General features: G+C 60.5%; 18 protein-coding genes. 5 read left to right on the forward strand and 13 right to left on the reverse strand.

All coding sequences use genetic code 11. The features are described from left to right. Window positions 1–44: 44 nt before the first annotated feature. Window positions 45–914, reverse strand: a complete 870-nt coding sequence (locus K6T12_RS14650) for a DMT family transporter (protein ID WP_222223622.1) — start codon at window positions 912–914, stop codon at window positions 45–47. Window positions 915–980: 66 nt separating this feature from the next. Further along, window positions 981–3,893 (reverse strand): insulinase family protein, encoded by a 2,913-nt coding sequence (locus K6T12_RS14655; RefSeq protein ID WP_222223623.1) that lies wholly within the window; start codon window positions 3,891–3,893, stop codon window positions 981–983. Window positions 3,894–4,343: 450 nt separating this feature from the next. Here K6T12_RS14655 and K6T12_RS14660 point away from each other — a divergent pair, with 450 nt between their 5' ends. Continuing rightward, window positions 4,344–4,886 (forward strand): phasin family protein, encoded by a 543-nt coding sequence (locus tag K6T12_RS14660; protein WP_222223624.1) that lies wholly within the window; start codon window positions 4,344–4,346, stop codon window positions 4,884–4,886. Window positions 4,887–5,079: 193 nt separating this feature from the next. Here the strand turns inward: K6T12_RS14660 and K6T12_RS14665 are convergent, their stop codons facing one another. From K6T12_RS14665 to K6T12_RS14715, 11 genes are all read right to left on the reverse strand, one after another. Beyond that, window positions 5,080–6,306 carry a UbiH/UbiF/VisC/COQ6 family ubiquinone biosynthesis hydroxylase gene (locus K6T12_RS14665; RefSeq protein WP_222223625.1) on the reverse strand — a complete coding sequence of 409 codons (1,227 nt, stop codon included), beginning with the start codon at window positions 6,304–6,306 and terminating at the stop codon, window positions 5,080–5,082. A 96-nt stretch (window positions 6,307–6,402) separates the two neighbouring features. After that, window positions 6,403–6,738, reverse strand: a complete 336-nt coding sequence (locus K6T12_RS14670; protein WP_222223626.1) for a nucleotidyltransferase family protein — start codon at window positions 6,736–6,738, stop codon at window positions 6,403–6,405. Further along, window positions 6,738–7,154 carry a nucleotidyltransferase substrate binding protein gene (locus tag K6T12_RS14675; protein ID WP_222223627.1) on the reverse strand — a complete coding sequence of 139 codons (417 nt, stop codon included), beginning with the start codon at window positions 7,152–7,154 and terminating at the stop codon, window positions 6,738–6,740. The genes K6T12_RS14670 and K6T12_RS14675 overlap by 1 nt, the downstream gene beginning before the upstream one ends. Window positions 7,155–7,328: 174 nt before the next feature. Beyond that, window positions 7,329–8,735: a DUF6880 family protein gene (locus tag K6T12_RS14680; protein ID WP_222223628.1), complete on the reverse strand. Its 1,407-nt coding sequence runs from the start codon at window positions 8,733–8,735 to the stop codon at window positions 7,329–7,331. 4 nt (window positions 8,736–8,739) lie between these two features. Then, the gene (locus K6T12_RS14685; protein WP_222223629.1) at window positions 8,740–8,943 is read right to left on the reverse strand and encodes a hypothetical protein; all 204 of its coding nucleotides are present in this window, start codon (window positions 8,941–8,943) and stop codon (window positions 8,740–8,742) included. Between the two features lie 31 nt (window positions 8,944–8,974). After that, window positions 8,975–9,118 (reverse strand): helix-turn-helix domain-containing protein, encoded by a 144-nt coding sequence (locus tag K6T12_RS21860; RefSeq protein ID WP_222223630.1) that lies wholly within the window; start codon window positions 9,116–9,118, stop codon window positions 8,975–8,977. A gap of 261 nt (window positions 9,119–9,379) precedes the next feature. Then, the gene (serS, locus tag K6T12_RS14695) at window positions 9,380–10,654 is read right to left on the reverse strand and encodes a serine--tRNA ligase (RefSeq protein ID WP_222223631.1); all 1,275 of its coding nucleotides are present in this window, start codon (window positions 10,652–10,654) and stop codon (window positions 9,380–9,382) included. A gap of 20 nt (window positions 10,655–10,674) precedes the next feature. Further along, window positions 10,675–11,046 (reverse strand): fluoride efflux transporter CrcB, encoded by a 372-nt coding sequence (gene crcB, locus K6T12_RS14700; RefSeq protein WP_222223652.1) that lies wholly within the window; start codon window positions 11,044–11,046, stop codon window positions 10,675–10,677. After that, on the reverse strand, window positions 11,043–12,386 hold the full coding sequence (locus K6T12_RS14705; protein WP_222223632.1) for a replication-associated recombination protein A: 1,344 nt from the start codon (window positions 12,384–12,386) through the stop codon (window positions 11,043–11,045). The genes crcB and K6T12_RS14705 overlap by 4 nt, the downstream gene beginning before the upstream one ends. Then, complete coding sequence (lolA, locus tag K6T12_RS14710) at window positions 12,386–13,024, reverse strand: outer membrane lipoprotein chaperone LolA (protein WP_222223633.1); 639 nt, start codon at window positions 13,022–13,024, stop codon at window positions 12,386–12,388. Before lolA ends, K6T12_RS14705 begins: the two co-directional genes overlap by 1 nt. A 4-nt stretch (window positions 13,025–13,028) precedes the next feature. Then, complete coding sequence (locus tag K6T12_RS14715) at window positions 13,029–15,533, reverse strand: DNA translocase FtsK (protein ID WP_222223634.1); 2,505 nt, start codon at window positions 15,531–15,533, stop codon at window positions 13,029–13,031. A 386-nt stretch (window positions 15,534–15,919) separates the two neighbouring features. Here K6T12_RS14715 and trxB point away from each other — a divergent pair, with 386 nt between their 5' ends. From trxB to infA, 4 genes are all read left to right on the forward strand, one after another. After that, on the forward strand, window positions 15,920–16,873 hold the full coding sequence (trxB, locus tag K6T12_RS14720; protein WP_222223635.1) for a thioredoxin-disulfide reductase: 954 nt from the start codon (window positions 15,920–15,922) through the stop codon (window positions 16,871–16,873). A gap of 82 nt (window positions 16,874–16,955) precedes the next feature. Next, window positions 16,956–17,666 (forward strand): leucyl/phenylalanyl-tRNA--protein transferase, encoded by a 711-nt coding sequence (gene aat / locus K6T12_RS14725; RefSeq protein WP_222223636.1) that lies wholly within the window; start codon window positions 16,956–16,958, stop codon window positions 17,664–17,666. Next, on the forward strand, window positions 17,663–18,373 hold the full coding sequence (locus K6T12_RS14730) for an arginyltransferase (RefSeq protein WP_222223637.1): 711 nt from the start codon (window positions 17,663–17,665) through the stop codon (window positions 18,371–18,373). The genes aat and K6T12_RS14730 overlap by 4 nt, the downstream gene beginning before the upstream one ends. Window positions 18,374–18,465: 92 nt before the next feature. Beyond that, the gene (gene infA / locus K6T12_RS14735; RefSeq protein ID WP_078319170.1) at window positions 18,466–18,684 is read left to right on the forward strand and encodes a translation initiation factor IF-1; all 219 of its coding nucleotides are present in this window, start codon (window positions 18,466–18,468) and stop codon (window positions 18,682–18,684) included. Window positions 18,685–18,696: the final 12 nt, after the last annotated feature.

An 18,696-nucleotide genomic window follows, 5' to 3' on the forward strand; every position in this document is an offset into this window, starting at 1 on the left:
CAAATTCAATAGTGGTGCCAGATCCGCCGTACTCAGCACGATCTTCACGCCGTGGCGCTGCCCGGAACACGCCGCCCTTGCATCGCCAGCAAGCCGGCCGCGACCACTACCAGCATTCCCAACCAACTATGCAACGCCAACAGTTCGTGCCACAGCAACCAGCCGAACAGAGCGGCAAAGGCTACCGAAGCGTAGGTGAACGGCCCCAACTGACCGGCCGGTGCCAATCCGTAGGCGCGGCTCAGCAATAGCTGAGCCAGCGTCGAGGTACTCGCCATCAGCGCCAACCAGAGCCATTGCGACAGAGTCGGATTCACCCAGCTCCAGAGCGCCGGCAGCAGCGAGATCAGGGTACTGAACAGGGCAAAATAGAACACGATCCGCCGGGCCGGCTCACTGCCGCTCATCCGCCGGATCACCACCTTGGCCAGCGCGCCGAGCATTGCCCCGCAGAGTGCCACCAGCAGCGCCAAATCGAGCGCACCGGCGGTCGGATTGAGGATTAGGAACACCCCGCCGAACCCCACCGCGATGGCCAGTTTCGCCATAGAGGGAATCCGCTCGCCCAGCCACCAGAACGCGAACAGCGGCATGAAGAACGGTGCGGTCTGCTTCATCAGCGCCGCCTGGGCCAGCGGCAGCTGAGCCCAGGAGTAATAGAGGCAGCTCATCGCCGCCACGCCGATCGCGGCCCGCATCAGGTGGAAACGCAGCTGATCGGTCTTCACCGCCGACAACCCGTTGCGCATCAGCCAGGGCAGTAACAGCAGCAGGCCGAACAGGTTACGCACAAAGACCACCTGCTCGGTTGGCAGCTCGCCGCCGAGCTGCTTGACCACCATCCCGGAGGCGACCAGCAAGAGCTCCGACACCAGGATCAGCAGGGCGCCGCGCGACAGGTTATGACTGTGCATGCAGGGATTCCGGGAGCGCCCGACGGGCGCCCCCTCTGTCAGTGGCTGAGGTTGCGAATCCGCTGATCAGATCGCAATGACTTGGTAGCTGCCGGCCAGTTTTTCCGCCGCGGCCGGGCTGGTGACCACCGCGATGCTGGCGTGCTCCGGTTTCAGGTAAGTTGCGGCAACCCGTTTCAGGTCATCAAGTGTCACCTGCAGAATACGCTGGCGGAAGGCCTTGCGTTGTTCCGGGGTACGGCCGAACAGCGCGCTATGATAGGCCTGCTTGGCTTCACCGGCCGGCGAACCCGGCTTATCGATCGAGCTGACCACGCCGAGAATCGCCTCCTCCAGCTTTTGCGGGTCGTGTTCGGTCTGCTGCAACCATTCCAGCGACTGGTCGAAATCGGCCAGGGTCTCCTCCAGACGCGGATCGCGATAGGAGAAGAAGCGGAACGCGGCATCGCCGGAATCCTGCCCGGCGCCGGAGCCATAGGCACCGCCCTGCTCGCGGATGGCACGGTGCAGGTAGCCGTTACGCAGGAAGTCACCCAGTACCGTCAGTGCGGCGGAGTCCGGATGGTCGACCGGCACGGTCGGGTACGCCTTGGCGCAGAAGTTGACCTGGGTGCTGGTGGTCCACAACTGCTTCACAGAGTCACGCACCGGCGGCAGCTCCAGCAGCTCCGCCGCCGCCTTCTGCGGCTGCCAACTGTGCGCCAGGCTGTCGAGCAGCGCCTGGCGGTGCTCCTCTTCGGCCACCAGCAGGAAGCGGCGCGGCGCAGCGATCAGCTTCCGGTGGATCGCCTTCATCCGATCGGCCAACTGCTGCAGCGCGGCTTCATCGGCCAAGGACTCGTCCAACTGCTTGATAAAGTGAATGCTGGCCAGCCCCTTGCTCTGGTGGCTCTGCAGCGCCGCCGGGCTCATCATCGCCGACGCCGCCATCATCGCCAGCGAATGACCGTGGCCGGTGATACTCTGCTCCTTGCGGGTACGCTGCTGGGCAACGATCTCGCGCAGCCGCTTCAGCTCGTCAAAGCGGGCCTTGAACAGGGTTTCGTTCATCAGCTCGGTCAACTCGGCCTGCTTGGCGGTCAACGCCTTACCGGACAGGGTAAAGAAACTGGCGACCCGCTGTTCGTCATCCACCGCGCCGCGCATCGACGCAAACGCATGCAGACCGCCGGTCACCTGGGCCTGGTACTGCTGGTTCTGCTGGTAGTCGCGGTCACCGCAGCCCAACTCGGTCAGGCAGTAACTGAACAGCGGCAGCAGCTGCAGCTCATCATCGCTCAGCGCCGGCAGGTCAAAGATCACCTGTTGGTAGACCAGGCCATTGGTGCCCTGGCTGTACCAGCAGGTCTGCAGCCCGGGCAGCACGTCGTCATCACCATGCGGGATTCGCATCTCCGCCGGCACATCGCTGATGGTGACCTTCGGCAGCAGGCTTTCGTCGTCGACCTGTATCTGGCGATTATTCAACGCCTCGGTGCGCTCGATCACCGCCTGTTTCTCCGCCTCGTCCATCTGCGCGGCCATGGCGGCCAACAGGGCTTGTTCCGCGGCGTCCCGACGCTGGGCCAGCTCCCGGTCGGGGCGCAGGGTGACCCGGATCCGATGCGGATTATCCAGCAGCCACTGTTTCACCAGCGACTGGATGAAATCCGGCTGCTTGATCTGTTCGCGCAGCTTTTCCAGTACTGGATCCAGATTCAGCAGTGCAATCGGGTCGCCACGGTGGATCGCCGACGACAGCGACGACAGGATCAGGTTCATGCCATAGGGATAACCGTCGCCGCTGATCTCGCGCTGCGCCAGTTCCAACTGATGCAGCTGGGCCTCCAGCATCTCCTGGGGCACCCCCTGCTCGGCAACCTGTTGCAGAGTATCGAGCACCAGCTGTTCGAAACCGGCAGCGGACTCGGGCTCACTGCCCTCCAGGCCACACATGAAGCTCATCTCACGGTTGGAGTCTTCCAACCCGCACAACGGCGATGGCGCGCTGCCCAGATCGGTGGATTCCAGCGCATGGCGCAACGGCGAGGCGCTGTTGTCCAGCAACACCCGCGTCAGCAGGTGCGCCTTGAGCTGCTCCTCAAGATCGATCGAATGCCCCAGCAGCCAGCCCATTACGTGGTGGGTCTTGGCGGCGGTATCGTCCTGGTCCAGCGCGTAAGCTTCTTCCACCCGCACCGGCGCGTGGTAGCGCTTCTCATCCTCGACAACGATCTGGCTGTCCAGCTTGTCGAAACGGGCCAGCGCCTGGCTGTCGATGCGCTGCTGCAGGTCGCTGACCGGCAGGTCGCCGAAGGTCATGAAGACCGCATTGGACGGATGGTAGTGGGATTTGTAGAACTCGATCAGTTCGTCATAGCTCAGATCGGTAATACAGTCCGGTTCGCCACCGCTGTTGAAATGGTAGGTAGTGGTCGGGAACAGGTACTTACTGACCGTCTGCCATAGGGTCGACACCGGAGAGCTCATCGCGCCCTTCATCTCGTTCAGCACCACCCCTTTATAGGTGAGCGGCGAGTTCGGATTGTCGGGCTCGGAAAATTCAACACGGTGCCCCTCCTGGGCGAAGTCCAGCGGGTCCAGGCGGGAGAAGAATACCGCGTCCAGGTAGACATCCAGCAGGTTGTAGAAATCCTTCGGATTCTGACTGGCAAACGGATAGGCGGTCCAGTCGCTGCTGGTGAAAGCGTTCATGAAGGTGTTCAGTGAACGCCGGGTCATCATAAAGAACGGATCACGTACCGGGTATTTTTCGCTGCCGCACAGCGCCGTGTGCTCCAGGATATGGGCCACCCCGGTCGAGTCCATCGGCACCGTCCGAAAGGCAACCAGAAACACATTTTCCTGATGTTCGGCGGCCAGATGATAGTGCATGGCACCGGTTTTGATGTGCTGGTACTCAGCGACATCCAGGCCGAGAGAATCAATGCGCTGGGTGCGGATGAACCGGAAGCTGTCGTGATGCTGGGTGGAATCCATAAACCGTATAACCTCATTGTATCCGGGAGGCGGAGCGATCGCCGGTCAAGGCGCCCCTCAGCATCCCGAGAGAATGCTTGGCGACAGCCCTTGTCGCCCTGATCTTTCAAAATATAGCTACTGGCATTGTATCGGCTTGGCAGCGCCTTTCAAAAAACTGTTGCATTGCCGGGCTACACTCTAAGTCCGGGTTGAGCAGACCCGATTGAAAAAACAACAAGTGCACCGCCAAAAAGGCTAGATATAGCCGCTAAAAAACAAACCAACTCAACCAGATAAAACACAATAACATATTGATATTATGTCATTTTTTCTATGAAAGCCAACAGGTGCATCGCATTGTGCGACGCACAATACAGCTGTTGACAGGTTATTTTTTAGCCACTATATTAAGACCAAATTGCTGCAACGCACAATTACCCCCTATTGCTGCTACCGAGGATGACCGATATGTACCAAGACATGATGAAAGATATGAAGGACCAGATGAAGCCGGTTGTAGATATGGCAGATATCAATAAGAAGACAGCTGAAAAGCTGTTCGCGCTGCAGTCTGAGTATGTCTCCGATTTCGTCAACTCCAGCCTGGAACAGGTACGCGCGCTGACCGAAGCCCGCGATCCGAAGCAGGTGGTGGAACTGCAGGTCAACTACTTCAAGCAGCTGGAATCCAAAATGACCGAGGTTGCCGAGAAAGAGCTGGCAGCCATGACGGAAGCCAAGGATCAGTTCACCAATATCTTCGAAAGCAGCTTTGCCGACATGGGCGAAATGCCGTATTTCAAGCAGTTCGCCGACATGGGTGAAATGCCGTATTTCAAGCAGTTCTCAGAGATGGGTGAAATGCCCTACTTCAAGCAGTTCGCTGACATGATGCAGCCGCAGAACAGCAACGCCGCTGAGGAGAAGGAAGTCAAGAAAGCACCGGCTAAGCGCAAGACCGCTGTAACTTCCAGCGTCAGTGCGGCCACCAGCACTGCTGCCGCATCCTGATTCAATTTTTGTTATGCGCTCTTAGGGACCCTGCGGGGTCCCTTTTTTGTTGTTAGTCCTGAGTCAACAGAGATCCCGTAGCAGCTCGCTCCACGAGCGACAGGCTGCCGATCCACGATATTATGGGCAGCCCGGCCGGAGACCCACCTGCAAGGAAAGGTCAGCCGGGTGATCGCGGAGGATATCCAAAAAATCAGTGCTGGATCGGCTGCAGCCGGGCCAGTGCCGGCAACGGCCCCTCCAACCCCATGGCGAACGCCATCACCTTGTTCTTGGCCGGTCCGACCCGCTCGGCAACGCCGAGGCCGATATTGCGCAGCACCTTCAACGGTATGATGTCGTTGCTGAACACCCGATAGAAACTGTCCATCAGCTGCATCATCAGCAGGTTGTGCTGGCGGCGCGCCTTCTCGTACTGCTTCAGCACCTCCAGCGAGGTGAAGTCTTCGCCATAACGGCACGCTTCCCAGACGGTTTCCGCCAGTGCAGCGGCATCCAGCAGGCCGATATTGACCCCCTGCCCAGCCAGCGGGTGGATCATATGGGCCGCGTCACCAACCAGCGCCACACCCTCCAGCACATATTGCTGGGCGTGCTGGCGGCGCAACGGGAAGAAACCGCGCTCCAACAACTGATCGATTCTGCCAAGCGTTTCCGGGAAGGTTTCCACCAGCTCCGCCATAAAGGCATCATCCGGCTGCGCCATCAGGCGCTTCACTTCGTTCGGGGTGTTGTACCAGACCAGCGAAGCATGCGGGCCGTTCAGCGGCAGAAACGCCAGCGGGCCGGTCGGGGTGAACTGCTGCCAGGTGATATCCTGCTGCGGATAGCCGGTCACCACCGAGGCGACCAGCGCATGCTGCTCATAATCCCACTTGGTGACGCCGATACCCGCCGCCTGGCGCACCCGGGACTCGCCGCCATCGGCCGCAACCAGTAACCGACCGATCAGCTCGCGGCCGTCACTCAAGCGAACCACGCTGGCGCCGGGCGCATAGTCGATCGCCTCGGTGCTGGCCGGGCAGATCAGATCGACGTTATCGAAGGCTTTCAGCCGCTCCAGCAGAGCCAACTGCACCACCCGGTTCTCGACGATATGACCGAGCTGCGCATGGCCACCGTCAGCGGCACGGAATTCGGTGGCAGCCTTGCTTTCACTGGCTTCCCAGACCTTCATCCGCTGGTAGGGACAGCTACGACGACTGACAATGCCCGGCCAGGCGCCGATCATTTCCAGGATGTTCTGCGACGCAACGCTCAGCGCCGACACCCGCAGATCGTGGGGCTGCTCGGCATCGAACGGCTGCGGAAAGCGATTTTCCAGCACCGCTATCGACAGATCGCTGCCACCCAACGCACAGGCCACGGCCGCACCGACCATACCCCCACCCACAATAAGAACGTCGTAACGGTTTTCCATCCGGACTACACCAGCTAACTCAAAGATGGCGGCCAGTATACCGGAAGCGGACCGGCGGCGCTTGAGTAGGGTCAATGGGGGGGGTAGCGGCGAATATCAATCGACAGTCGGCCTATTGGCCGGCTTAAAAAACACCACCCGATCCGCCTCGATATTCTTCTTGAACTGCTCCGGCACCTCGTCCCAAATAAACAGATCAACCCGAAACGGCAAGTAACTCTCCTCCAGGGCTTCCCTCAGTTTGAGCACCTGGAGCTTCTGCTCGGAGCTGGCGAACACCACCATGTCCAGATCGGAGTGCGGCTTGGAGGTCCGCTTCACACGCGAGCCATACAGCCAGACTTCGGTATTCGGCAGATAGCGACCGAGCAGGTCCAGAATCTCTTTCCGCTGGGAGGGGGTCAGATCTATTTCATCCGACTTGGCAACCATTACGCCCAACGCTCCCCGCTCAGGGTTTGATACAGGGCGACCGCATCGTTAATAAAGTCACTCATCAGCGCCAGGGCCTCCTTGGCTTTTTCTCCGCTGTAATCATGCGAAGTGCTTACGCGCGCACCGGCGTATTTCAGCCAAGCTTCAATGGGCGTCGGAAGCAGATTGTTTTCATTGGCAAGACGTAAGACCGGGTTGGGGCCATTAGGCACCTCCGGCAAGCCGATCTCTTCCGATAAATAGCGTTTCAGCACCTTCCACAAGCAATCCCAACAGGTTTCGAAGCGCTGGATTACCGATTCTGCTACCGCCTCCTTAATCAGCTCCGGCATGTTTTCATCCAGAGTGCAGTGGTTTTCAAACTGCACTTGCAGATGTTTTAGTGCCTTCTGAAGTTTGTCATATTCAATCATGACTAGGTCTCCACCCACGAAATCTCGAAATGTATTAGGCAAATTGCACCACAACGTCTTACAGGCACGAAAAAGTCACTCATGAGCGAGTTGCCGTCCAGTTGCGTATTCAGGTCGGTCATTTTGTGTCCTTAAATCTTGTCTACTCAGGGCGCCGGATTGGGGCGACTCAGGTTAATTCGCTTTATTCGGGTAATCCGCCTCGCGCCAGAAGGAGCGCTTGCGCCAATGGGCATTCTGCAGCTGCCGGATATATTGCTGGGCCGTGTCGAAGGCCCGGTAATCCGGCTGTTGCCGGTCCAGTTCCAGCAACTTGTGGAAATACCGGGCTGCGTGTCGATAGGCCTGGGAGCGGCCGCTATCGAGAATATCGCTCAGCAGGGCCCGGTAGCAGAGGATCGTCGCCAACGGCTGCCCCGCCGCCTCGAAGGCGTCGCTCCATTGCGTCAGGCAGGTATAGTGTTGCCGGTTCAACTGATCGGCGCGTTCGATCAGCAGCTGTGCGGCCAAGGTTATGTCCTCGACCGTGAGCAACATCCCGACAACCTGCCACAATTCATCCGTTTGCTGTGCCAGCACCGCGACCCGGGGTTTAAGCGCCACTTTCTCGTCGCTGGCTGCCAGCTTCCAGTACGCTTCTAGCGAATAGTTGTCCAGCTGCTCGAAAAAGGCGTGTAGCAGATTTTCCTTGAGACCCGCGACGTCGCCCTGCCGCTCGAGCAGCCGGTTGACCAAGCGGGAATGCTCACCACGATGATTCTGCCAGCCGGGCCGGTCCAGCCAATAGCGCGCCCGTTCAAAGTCATCAACGCTCATTGCGAAGAGAACGATATCCGCCATCTGCAAGGCGTTCGGTTCGGGAGCCTGCAACAGCACCGATCTTTCATACATCCCCATGTCGCCGAGCGCCCTGGCAACCTCGCCAAGCGCTATGCAGGCGTGGAATGCCTTTTCGTTACATACGCCGGATTCCGGCTCATCGCGGAGCGCCACCCGGACGTCATTTTCAAACCGCCAGGCCAATTGCGTCAGTTCTTGTTCTGTCAGCAGTTCGCCGCTATGGGCGATGAGATCGTCGAAACAGCCATATTCGTTACTGTTGAAGAGACTGACAACCTTTGCCCCCCAGTCCGTTTTCTCCCCCTGTTCCCGCTCTCTGACGGCCACGGCAAGTTGCAACCAGAGTTCGACAGCCTCCCGGAACAGCATACCGATATCGCCGCCGGAATCGTCCGCGCCCCCGAACACTTGCTCCGCCAGCGAAAGAAAGTATTCGACCAGGCCCAGCGCAGCCTTTGGATCCTGCTCGCCGAGGGCGTCGCAGGCCGAACACAGCAAGGCATCCAGGCGATGGGCAAAGCTGGCGGCATGGCGATAATCGACAAAGTCGTGTTCGAAGATAATCGAATCCAGGTGCTGTTTGATACGGTCGACTTCGTCACTCAGGGCACCGGCTTCGCCAGCGGAGGCCAGGCAGGCCTCGATGATCACGTCGGTATCGGCGTGGATGCCGTGCAGTCTGCTCACCAACGAAACCAGCTCTGCCCGGGAGCAGTTTTGCAGTTTTTGTGCGATATCCATGTGATTACTCTTCAGTCTCCTTGCTGGCGGCAAAGATGCTCAGCAACAGCTCAGGATCACCGATCAGCCGGTACTCCGAGCCCCGGCCACTCAGCTCGCGGCTACGATTGACGATTAGGAACACGCCTTCGCCGCGCCGCTCGATCAGCGCCTGCCTCCCCGCGCCTGCGCGTGCGCGTGCTTTAGCAGCGGCGCAGCAGGTTAACATGCGCCCCGCTTGCGGGTCACGGTGCCGCCAATCAGGACACCAGCCAGTGCCCACCCAACTTCTGGCCCGGAATCACCCCTTCCTGGACTGGCTTGTAGACGGTGAATCTGGACAGTTTGAGATAATGGGATAGTTCTTCAAGCGTCACTACATGGTCATGCTGGCCATTGGCCATGGTCTTTACCGGTAACTGACAGTTTTTCGAAAATTCTAAGTGGATTCCAGATTCATGCAAGTAGCATCCCTTTCGTCACCGATACTTGAGGAACCGATGTACCAGCCTTTGAGGGGCCATGGTGGCGTCAACGGGTCGACCTTTTAAAAACTGTGCAGCAGCAACAGCAGGCTCCAGAAAAGACAATGCCAGTCAGTAACGATACTGACTGGCATTTCGCTAGAGTGGCCGTCACTCAATCCGAGCGCGGCCGGCGGGCGATCAGATTTCGGTGACGCCGCCCATGTACGGCAGCAGCGCTTCCGGTACCTGGATACGGCCTTCTGCGGTCTGGTAGTTTTCCATGATCGCCAGCAGCGTACGGCCCACCGCCAGGCCGGAGCCGTTCAGGGTGTGCGCCAGTTCCGGCTTACCGGTTTCCGGGTTGCGCCAGCGGGCCTGCATACGACGGGCCTGGAAGTCACCCATGTTGGAGACCGAGGAGATCTCGCGGTACTTGTTCTGCGCCGGTACCCAGACTTCGATGTCGTAGGTTTTCATCGCGCTGAAGCCCAGGTCGCCGCCACAGAGGGTGATCACCCGGTACGGCAGGTTCAGCTTCTGCAGGATCTTCTCGGCATGGCCGGTCATCTCTTCCAGTGCGTCCCAGGACTTGGCCGGTTCGACGATCTGCACCATCTCCACCTTCTCGAACTGGTGCTGGCGGATCAGACCACGGGTATCCTTGCCGGATGCGCCCGCTTCGGAGCGGAAGCACGGCGTGTGCGCGGTGAATTTCAGCGGCAGCTGGTCTGCGCCTAGGATCTCGTCACGCACCATGTTGGTGACCGGCACTTCAGCGGTCGGGATCAGGTAGTAGTCGCGCTCGCCGAACGGCACCTTGAACAGGTCCTCTTCGAACTTCGGCAGCTGGCCGGTACCGCGCAGCGAGTCGGCATTGACCATATAGGGCACGTAGATCTCTTCGTAGCCGTGCTCCTCGATATGGGTATCCAGCATCAGCTGGATCAGCGCCCGGTGCATACGGGCGACGCCGTTGCGCAGTACCGCGAAGCGGGAACCGGTCAATTTTGCGGCGTTTTCGAAATCCAGCTGACCGTCGCGCTCGCCCAGATCGATATGATCCTTCAGCTCGAAATCGAAGGTGCGCGGGGTGCCCCAGCGACGGACCTCGACGTTGTCATCCTCATCGGCCCCTTCCGGCACCGATGCATCCGGGATGTTCGGCACACCGGCCAACAAGTCGTCCAGCTCGGCCTGAATCTCGTTCAGCTGCGCCTTGGCGGCGTCCAGCTTCTCACCCAGTGAGGCCACTTCCGCCAGCAGCGGCTGGATATCTTCGCCGGCCGCCTTTGCCTTACCGATATTCTTCGAGTGACTGTTACGCTCGCTCTGCAGCGTTTCGGTCTCAACCTGTACCGCCTTGCGGCGCTCTTCCAGCTCGTTGAAACGGGCTACGGGAAATTCGAAACCCTTTTTCTGCAACTGCTGGGCAATCTCATCCGGGTTCGCACGAACAATTTTCGGATCTAGCATGGGAATTCAGTCAACCTTAGTTAAAACAGGCGGGTTATCCATAAACCGGCGGACAGCGCCGCGATACATAATAGAACGCTTAATGATATATAAATCGCCGCCGACATGACATGCCCTTCCTGCAGCATCGCCACCGTCTCCAGCGAAAAGGTGGAGAAGGTGGTGAAGGCGCCCATGAAGCCGACCATCAGCAGCGGCCGCAGCTCGGGATTCAGCCGCGCCTTCTCCAGAATCAGTACGAAGCAGACCCCCATCAGGAAGGAGCCGAACGCATTGCAGAACAGGGTACCATAGGGCAGCCGGTGCTCGGCGTTGTTGAGCAGCGCGCTGATCCAGTAGCGCCCCAACGCGCCCAGGGCGCCGCCGACAGCGATGGCGATCAGGTGCATCAGTCCTTGTACCTCTTGCGTGGGCTGACCTCATCCTGCGTACGCAGGTGATCCAGTTTCTCGCCGATCTTGATCTCCAGGCCGCGCGGTTCCGGCTGATACCAACGCTGCCCCGCCAGCACTTCCGGCAGGTACTCCTCGCCGGCCGCGTAGGCATTGGGTTCATCATGGGCGTAGCGGTACTCGGCGCCGTAGCCCAGGTCCTTCATCAGGCTGGTCGGTGCATTGCGCAGGTGCTCCGGCACCGGATGGGTGGGCTGCTGCTTGACATCCGCCAGGCACTGATTGAAGGCACGATAGAGTGCGTTGCTCTTCGGCGCGCAGGCACAGTAGACCGCCGCCTGGGCGATCGCACGCTCGCCTTCGGCGGCGCCGACCCGCTCGAACGCCTCCCAGGCGGACAACGCCACCTGCATCGCGCGCGGGTCGGCATTGCCGATATCCTCGGAGGCGATCGCCACCAGCCGACGCGCCACGTAGAGCGGGTCGCCGCCGCCGTCGAGAATCCGGCAGTACCAGTAGAGCGCACCGTCCGGTGACGAACCGCGCACCGACTTGTGGAACGCCGAGATCATGTCGAAGAACAGGTCGCCCTGCTTGTCGAAACGGCGACCGCCGGCCTTCAATACTTCGGACAACACCGCATCACCGATCTGGCCGACGCCATCGTGATCGTCAGCCAGGTCGGCGGCGATCTCCAGCAGGTTCAGCGCCTGGCGGGCATCGCCGTCGGCCGCCCGCACCAGCCGCTCCAGCGCCTCGTCGGCGATCTGCAGCGGTTGCTGGCCGAGCCCCCGCTCCTTGTCATGCAGCGCGGTCTCCAGCAGGCCGCGCAGATCGCCCTCCTGCAGGCTGCGCAGCAGGTAGACCCGGGCACGGGACAGCAACGCGTTATTCAGCTCAAAGGAGGGGTTCTCGGTGGTGGCGCCGACGAACAGCACCGTACCGTCTTCGATGTAGGGCAGGAAGGCATCCTGCTGCGCCTTGTTGAAGCGGTGCACCTCGTCGACGAACAGGATCGTCTTGCGGCCGCTCTGCGCCTTGACCTGCTGCGCCTGGGCAACCGCCTCGCGGATATCCTTGACCCCGGCCAGCACCGCCGAGATGGTCAGGAACTGGGCATCGACCTGGTTGGCGATCAACCGTGCCAGGGTGGTCTTGCCGACCCCGGGCGGGCCCCAGAAGATCATCGAGTGGGGCGTGCCCTGCTCCAGCGCCTTGCGCAGCGGCTTGCCGGGCGCCAGCAGGTGCTGCTGGCCGCAGTATTCGTCCAGGTTACGTGGCCGCATCCGGGCGGCCAGCGGCTGGTAGGCCGGGCTCTGGTCGGCAAACAGATCGTCCATCAGAGAGTTTCGTCAATAATGATATCGGTGCCTTCCGGTGCCTCGAACCGGAAGCGTGACGGCGCCAGCACGGGGTTCATCTGCTGGTCGTGCAGCAACACCGTGGTGCGCTGGCCGAGGTGATCCTCCAGCATCAGTTCGCTGAGCACCTGGTTGGCGAAAAACAGCCGGATACGGGCGAAGTTGCCGTTCTCCTGTTTCGGGATCAGTTCGAACAGCTGTTCACCTGGCCCCATCTCCCGTTGCTCGATCCGGTACTGCTCGCTGAGCTGATCGATTTGGCCGTTCAGCAGCATCGCCGGTGCGCTGGCCTGCTGCTGCCCTGCCGGCTTGCGGGTCACCTGTTCCAGGTCCGGATCGTAGACCCAGATATAGTCGCCGTCGCCGACGATCACCTGCGGAAACGGCTTGTCGGTACGCCAGTAGAACTTGTTCGGCTTGGCCAGCAACAGCTCGCCCTGGGTCTGCTGGCCGCGGCGGCCGTCATTGTTCATGATGAACTGCTCGAAACGGGCACTGAAGGTCTGGTAACCGGTCAACAGCCCGGTCAACTGCTCGGTGGCAGAGCCTTGCGCCTGGGCCAGGCCGGCCAGCAACAGAGCGGCCGCAGCGATCAGTTTGGTAAAGATTTTTTTCATCGGTTTAATCCCTCGGTGGCGGTGGCGCCAGAACATCCCGCTGACCGTTACTGCCGGCCGGCGATACCACGCCGGCCGCTTCCATGGTCTCGATCATCCGGGCGGCCCGGTTGTAGCCGATCTTCAACTTGCGCTGCACGCTGGAGATCGACGCCTTGCGGGTCTCGGTGACGAAAGCCACCGCTTCATCATAGAGTGAGTCCTGTTCATCATCGAACAACCCGGCTGAACCGCCGCTTGCCGCCCCCTCGCCGTCATCGGCGCTGAGGATCTCGTCGATATATTCCGGTGTGCCCAGCTTCTTCCAGGCATCCACCACCCGGTGCACCTCGTCGTCGCTGACGAAGGCGCCATGTACCCGGTTCGGCAGGCTGGTGCCGGCCGGCAGGTAGAGCATATCGCCCCAGCCCAGCAGGTGTTCGGCGCCGGCCTGGTCGAGGATGGTGCGCGAATCGATCTTGGAGGAGACCTGGAAGGCGATCCGGGTCGGCACGTTGGCCTTGATCAGGCCGGTGATCACGTCCACCGACGGCCGCTGCGTCGCCAGGATCAGGTGGATACCGGCGGCACGGGCTTTCTGGGCGATACGGGCGATCAGTTCCTCGACCTTCTTGCCGACGATCATCATCATGTCGGCAAACTCGTCGATCACCACCACGATATAGGGCAGCGACTCCAGGTCCGGTGCCGGATGATCGGCCGGCAGCCCCTGCTCTTCCGGGTTCCAGAGCGGGTCCTTGATCGGCTGACCGCTGGCACGGGCGGCCTGCAGCTTGTCGTTGAAGCCGGCGATGTTGCGCACCCCCATCTTGGCCATCAGCCGGTAGCGGCGCTCCATCTCGCCGACGCACCAGCGCAACGCGCCGGCGGCATCTTTCATATCGGTGATCACCGGGGTCAGCAGATGCGGAATCCCCTCGTAGATCGACAGCTCGAGCATCTTCGGGTCGACCATGATCAGCCGCACCTCATCCGGCGTGGCCTTGAACAGCAGGCTGAGCAGCATCGCGTTGACGCCGACCGACTTACCGGAACCGGTGGTACCGGCCACCAGCAGGTGCGGCATCTTGGCCAGGTTGGCCACCACCGGGTTACCGGCGATATCGTTACCCAGCCCCAGGGTCAGCTTGGAACTGGCTTCTTTATAGGGCTTGGAGTTCAGCACCTCGCTGAGGCTGACGGTCTGGCGGTGCTCGTTCGGGATCTCGACCCCCATCACCGACTTACCCGGAATGACCTCCACCACCCGCACGCTGGAGACCGCCATCGAACGGGCCAGGTCCTTGGCCAGGTTGGTGATTTTGCTGGCCTTGACGCCCGGCGCCGGCTGGATCTCGAATCGGGTGATCACCGGGCCGGGGTTGACCTCGACCACCTCGGCGATTACGTTGAAGTCCTTCAATTTGGACTCCAGTAGCCGCGACATCTGCTCCAGCTGCTCGTCGGAATAACCGGCGGTCTGGTTCAGTGCCGGCGGATCCAGTTGATCCAGCGACGGCAAGGTGCGCTTGTTCAGCTTCGGCTTGGCCGCGCCCTGCTGCGCCTCCAGCCCCAGCTCGGTAGCCTGCATCGGCTTGTGGGCCTCGGCCAGCGGCACGATCTTCAGGTTCTTGCGCGCCTCTTCGCCCTGCTGCTTGGCGGTGTCCGCCGGCTGCGCGACCGCGGCCTGCTGTCGTGGCGGATCGGGTACGAACGGCGGCTCGTCGTAGTCGGCGTCAACCGCTGCCGGCTGGGGCTCGGCCAGCAGATCCAGGTCCATCGCCGGTTCACGACGCTCACTAACCGACTCAGCCGGCTTGCCACCCTTCTCTACTTTGGCGACCTGGCGTGACGGCTCAGCGGCCACCTCTTCCGGCTGAACATCAATGTCGCTCTCGCTGCGGTAGTCTTCAGGATCATAGACCTCGTCATCATACTGATCGTCATAGTCCCGCTGCGGCAGCAGCCGGCGCAGACCACGCATGATACGGTCGCCGAGCAGTTCCAGCCCCAGCTGCCAACCCAGTTCGATATAAAGGGTAAAACCCACCAGCATGGTCACGAACAGCATTACCGAGCCACCGGCCACGCTGAACCAGGAAACGCTCCAGTCGGACAACGCCTCGCCCAACAGGCCGCCGGCGCTGAACGGATAAGCCAGCGTCCGGTTGGCGATATGGGTCGCCACCAGGGCACAGAACGGCGCCAGCAATAGCAGCGCCCCACTGGCCCGCAAGATGAAATAGGGTACCGATTCCATCAACGTCACGCTGCGCCGGCTCAGGAAGCGGACCGTCGGTACCAACACCAGCAACGGCACCAGGTAGGCCCCCACACCGAACACCGAGATCATCAGGTCCGCCAGCCAGGCGCCGGCCGCGCCGGTAAAATTCTGCGCCTGCGGTTGATAGCCGGTATGGGACCAGCCGGGATCGCGCGGGTCGTAACCGACCAGCGCCAGAATCAGAAACAACAGAGCCCCCAATACAACTATCAAACCCGATTCCTTACAGGTTCGGGCCAGTAACATAGGAAATGGCGGGGCTTTGGGGTGCTTCTCAGCGTTCAATACAGTCCCTCTGTCGCATGATGGTTGAAAACGTCGCAGACGATACCATAAATCGCCGAGTGCCGGGCAAACGCCATCGGGGCTGCCGAAGCTTTAAGCACCAAGCTTCAAGCAGCTCGCCAAATCAGCCCCGTAGTGGAGCCACAGAGAGTCGGCGCTCTCCTACCAACCTGCCCGCCATGTCACTTACGACTTGCAGCTGATAACTCGCAGCTCCCCGAAGGGGCATAAAATCATCTGTCGCATCAGACTGTTGCAGCGTTCGCCGGCGCTGTTCGCTTGCAAAAAAACAGATTCGGCCTATCCTTGCTCTTTCGTTGTTTTAGGCATAAGAGACACAGACTCCCATGAGCGAAACCAAGCATCACCGCCTGATTATCCTCGGTTCCGGTCCGGCCGGTTACACCGCCGCCGTTTACGCTGCGCGCGCCAACCTCAACCCGGTCATCATCACCGGTATGCAGCAGGGCGGCCAGCTCACCACCACCACCGACGTCGACAACTGGCCGGGGGATGCAGAAGGCGTTCAGGGACCGGAGCTGATGCAGCGCATGCAGCAGCACGCCGAGCGTTTCGACACCGAAATCATCTTCGACCATATCAATGAAGCCGACCTGAACAGCCGGCCGTTCACGCTGAAAGGCGATATGGGTCAGTACAGCTGCGATGCGCTGATCATCTGCACAGGCGCATCCGCGCAGTACCTGGGCCTGCCGTCGGAAGAGGCGTTCCAGGGCAAGGGCGTCAGCGCCTGCGCCACCTGTGACGGGTTCTTCTACCGCGGCCAGAAGGTCGCCGTGGTCGGCGGCGGCAACACCGCGGTCGAAGAAGCACTGTACCTGTCCAACATCGCCGACGAAGTGACCCTGATCCACCGCCGCGACAGCCTGCGCGCCGAGAAGATCCTGCAGGACAAGCTGTTCGAGCGGGCCGAAAACGGCAACATCAATATCATCTGGAACCATCAGCTGGATGAAGTGCTGGGCGACGACATGGGCGTGACCGGCATCCGGCTGAAGAGCAAGCTGGATGACAGCACACAGCAGCTGGACCTGGCAGGCGTATTCATCGCTATCGGCCACAAGCCGAACACCGACATCTTCGCCGGCCAACTGGAGATGAAAGACGGCTACCTGAAGATCCAGTCGGGCACCGAAGGCAATGCGACCCAGACCAGCGTTCCGGGCGTATTCGCTGCCGGTGACGTCTGCGACCATATCTACCGCCAGGCGATCACCTCGGCCGGCTTTGGCTGCATGGCTGCGCTGGATGCCGAGCGCTACCTGGACGACCTGAGCTGATACCGGCTCAGCTGATGAAGGGCCCTGACGGGCCCTTCTCGTCTCACTCCTACGCTCTTGGGCTCTATCGGAACACGGACCCATGATCCCCTGGCTGCTCGAAGCGAGCGACTTCCCCACACCGGACCAGGCACTGGACGAGCCGAACGGCCTGCTGGCCTTTGGCGGCGACCTCAGCGAGCAACGCTTGCTCAACGCCTACCGGCACGGCATCTTTCCCTGGTACAGCCCGGGCGACCCGATCATGTGGTGGAGCCCCAATCCACGTTGCGTACTGTTCCCGGATCAGCTCCATCTTTCCCGCAGCTTGCGCAAGGCACTGCGCAGGCGTGAGTACCGGGTCACCCTGGATCAGAATTTCGCTGCCGTAATGCAGGCCTGCGCCGAACCACGTCGCGGTGAACCCGGCACCTGGATCAGCCGGGATATGCTACAGGCCTATTGCCAGCTACACCGAGCCGGCTGGGCCCATTCGGTCGAACTCTGGCAGCAGGAACAACTGGTCGGCGGCCTCTACGGCATCGCCATGGGGCGGCTGTTTTTCGGCGAATCGATGTTCAGCCGGCAACGCGATGCGTCGAAAATTGCCTTCGCCTGGCTGGTCGAACAACTTCGTGAATGGGGCTATGCTTTAGTTGACTGTCAGGTGAGCAGCCCCCATCTGATGAGCCTCGGCGCCCGGGAGATTCCCCGCCAACAATTCCTGGGGATCCTCGATCAGCATGCGGAAACAAGGCTCAAGCATCCCTGGCAGATTACCCTTGCCGACGATTGGTTCGAGCGCCCGCGATGACGAATCTGAGATCTATCAACTTCTATGCCACACCTGGGCACCACTGCAGCTACCTGCCGAACAGGGAGGCCAAAACGCTGTTCGTCGACCCCCAGGCGATCATCGCCAAGGATACCTACAGCCAGCTTTCCGAACTGGGGTTTCGGCGTAGCGGCCGACATATTTACCGCCCCCATTGCGGCGAGTGCCAGGCCTGCATTTCGGTTCGCATCCCCTGCACCCAGTTCCGCCCCACCCGCAGCCAGAAGCGGATTCTGGCCCGCAACCGGGACCTGAAGGTACGGGTCGTCAGCCCGCAGCTGAACCGCGAGTACTACCAGCTGTACGAACGCTATATTATCGATCGACACGCCGATGGCGACATGTACCCGCCAAGCGAAGAGCAGTTCATGTCGTTCCTGGTGGAAGGTGATCAGGAGAGCGTCTTTTTCGAGTTCCGCGACCGGCAGAACAAGCTGATAGCACTGGCGGTCAGCGACTTTCTCGAAGAGGGGCTATCGGCGATCTATACCTTTTTCGAGCCGGCAGAGTATAAGCGCAGCCTCGGCAGCTACGCGATTCTTTGGCAGATCAGCGAGTGCGAGCGGCTGAAGCTGCCCTACCTTTACCTGGGTTACTGGGTCAAGGATTGTCGCAAGATGAACTACAAGCTCGCCTACCGCCCGATCGAGATGCTGCTCGACAACAGCTGGGTGCTTATTCGTTGATGTATAAATGGTTTTGCCATGAACAGCGGTTTAGGGCAAAATACGGCGCTTTATTAAGGTCCGGGTAATTGGCCTGACGAGGTAGAGACTGAATGGCTAAAGAAGACAGTATTGAAATGGAAGGCACCGTGGTTGATACCCTGCCCAACACTATGTTCCGTGTTGAGCTGGAAAACGGCCACATCGTCACCGCGCACATCTCCGGCAAGATGCGTAAGAACTACATCCGCATCCTGACCGGCGACAAGGTAAAAGTTGAACTGACACCGTACGACCTGAGCAAGGGCCGTATCGTATACCGCGCGCGTTAACAGGCGCCTTCG

Source organism: Marinobacterium arenosum, from assembly GCF_019795155.1.
GTDB classification, from domain to species: domain Bacteria; phylum Pseudomonadota; class Gammaproteobacteria; order Pseudomonadales; family Balneatricaceae; genus Marinobacterium_C; species Marinobacterium_C arenosum.

Coding starts and splice junctions, on each gene's coding strand:
- K6T12_RS14685 (WP_222223629.1), bottom strand. CDS start 8,943: ATGTTAACCTGCTGCGCCGCTGCTAAAGCACGCGCACGCGCAGGCGCG.
- K6T12_RS14675 (WP_222223627.1), bottom strand. CDS start 7,154: ATGATTGAATATGACAAACTTCAGAAGGCACTAAAACATCTGCAAGTG.
- K6T12_RS14680 (WP_222223628.1), bottom strand. CDS start 8,735: ATGGATATCGCACAAAAACTGCAAAACTGCTCCCGGGCAGAGCTGGTT.
- infA (WP_078319170.1), top strand. CDS start 18,466: ATGGCTAAAGAAGACAGTATTGAAATGGAAGGCACCGTGGTTGATACC.
- K6T12_RS14730 (WP_222223637.1), top strand. CDS start 17,663: ATGACGAATCTGAGATCTATCAACTTCTATGCCACACCTGGGCACCAC.
- K6T12_RS14715 (WP_222223634.1), bottom strand. CDS start 15,533: ATGTTACTGGCCCGAACCTGTAAGGAATCGGGTTTGATAGTTGTATTG.
- K6T12_RS14705 (WP_222223632.1), bottom strand. CDS start 12,386: ATGGACGATCTGTTTGCCGACCAGAGCCCGGCCTACCAGCCGCTGGCC.
- K6T12_RS14650 (WP_222223622.1), bottom strand. CDS start 914: ATGCACAGTCATAACCTGTCGCGCGGCGCCCTGCTGATCCTGGTGTCG.
- K6T12_RS14655 (WP_222223623.1), bottom strand. CDS start 3,893: ATGGATTCCACCCAGCATCACGACAGCTTCCGGTTCATCCGCACCCAG.
- K6T12_RS14670 (WP_222223626.1), bottom strand. CDS start 6,738: ATGGTTGCCAAGTCGGATGAAATAGATCTGACCCCCTCCCAGCGGAAA.
- K6T12_RS21860 (WP_222223630.1), bottom strand. CDS start 9,118: ATGGCCAATGGCCAGCATGACCATGTAGTGACGCTTGAAGAACTATCC.
- lolA (WP_222223633.1), bottom strand. CDS start 13,024: ATGAAAAAAATCTTTACCAAACTGATCGCTGCGGCCGCTCTGTTGCTG.
- K6T12_RS14665 (WP_222223625.1), bottom strand. CDS start 6,306: ATGGAAAACCGTTACGACGTTCTTATTGTGGGTGGGGGTATGGTCGGT.
- trxB (WP_222223635.1), top strand. CDS start 15,920: ATGAGCGAAACCAAGCATCACCGCCTGATTATCCTCGGTTCCGGTCCG.
- serS (WP_222223631.1), bottom strand. CDS start 10,654: ATGCTAGATCCGAAAATTGTTCGTGCGAACCCGGATGAGATTGCCCAG.
- aat (WP_222223636.1), top strand. CDS start 16,956: ATGATCCCCTGGCTGCTCGAAGCGAGCGACTTCCCCACACCGGACCAG.
- K6T12_RS14660 (WP_222223624.1), top strand. CDS start 4,344: ATGTACCAAGACATGATGAAAGATATGAAGGACCAGATGAAGCCGGTT.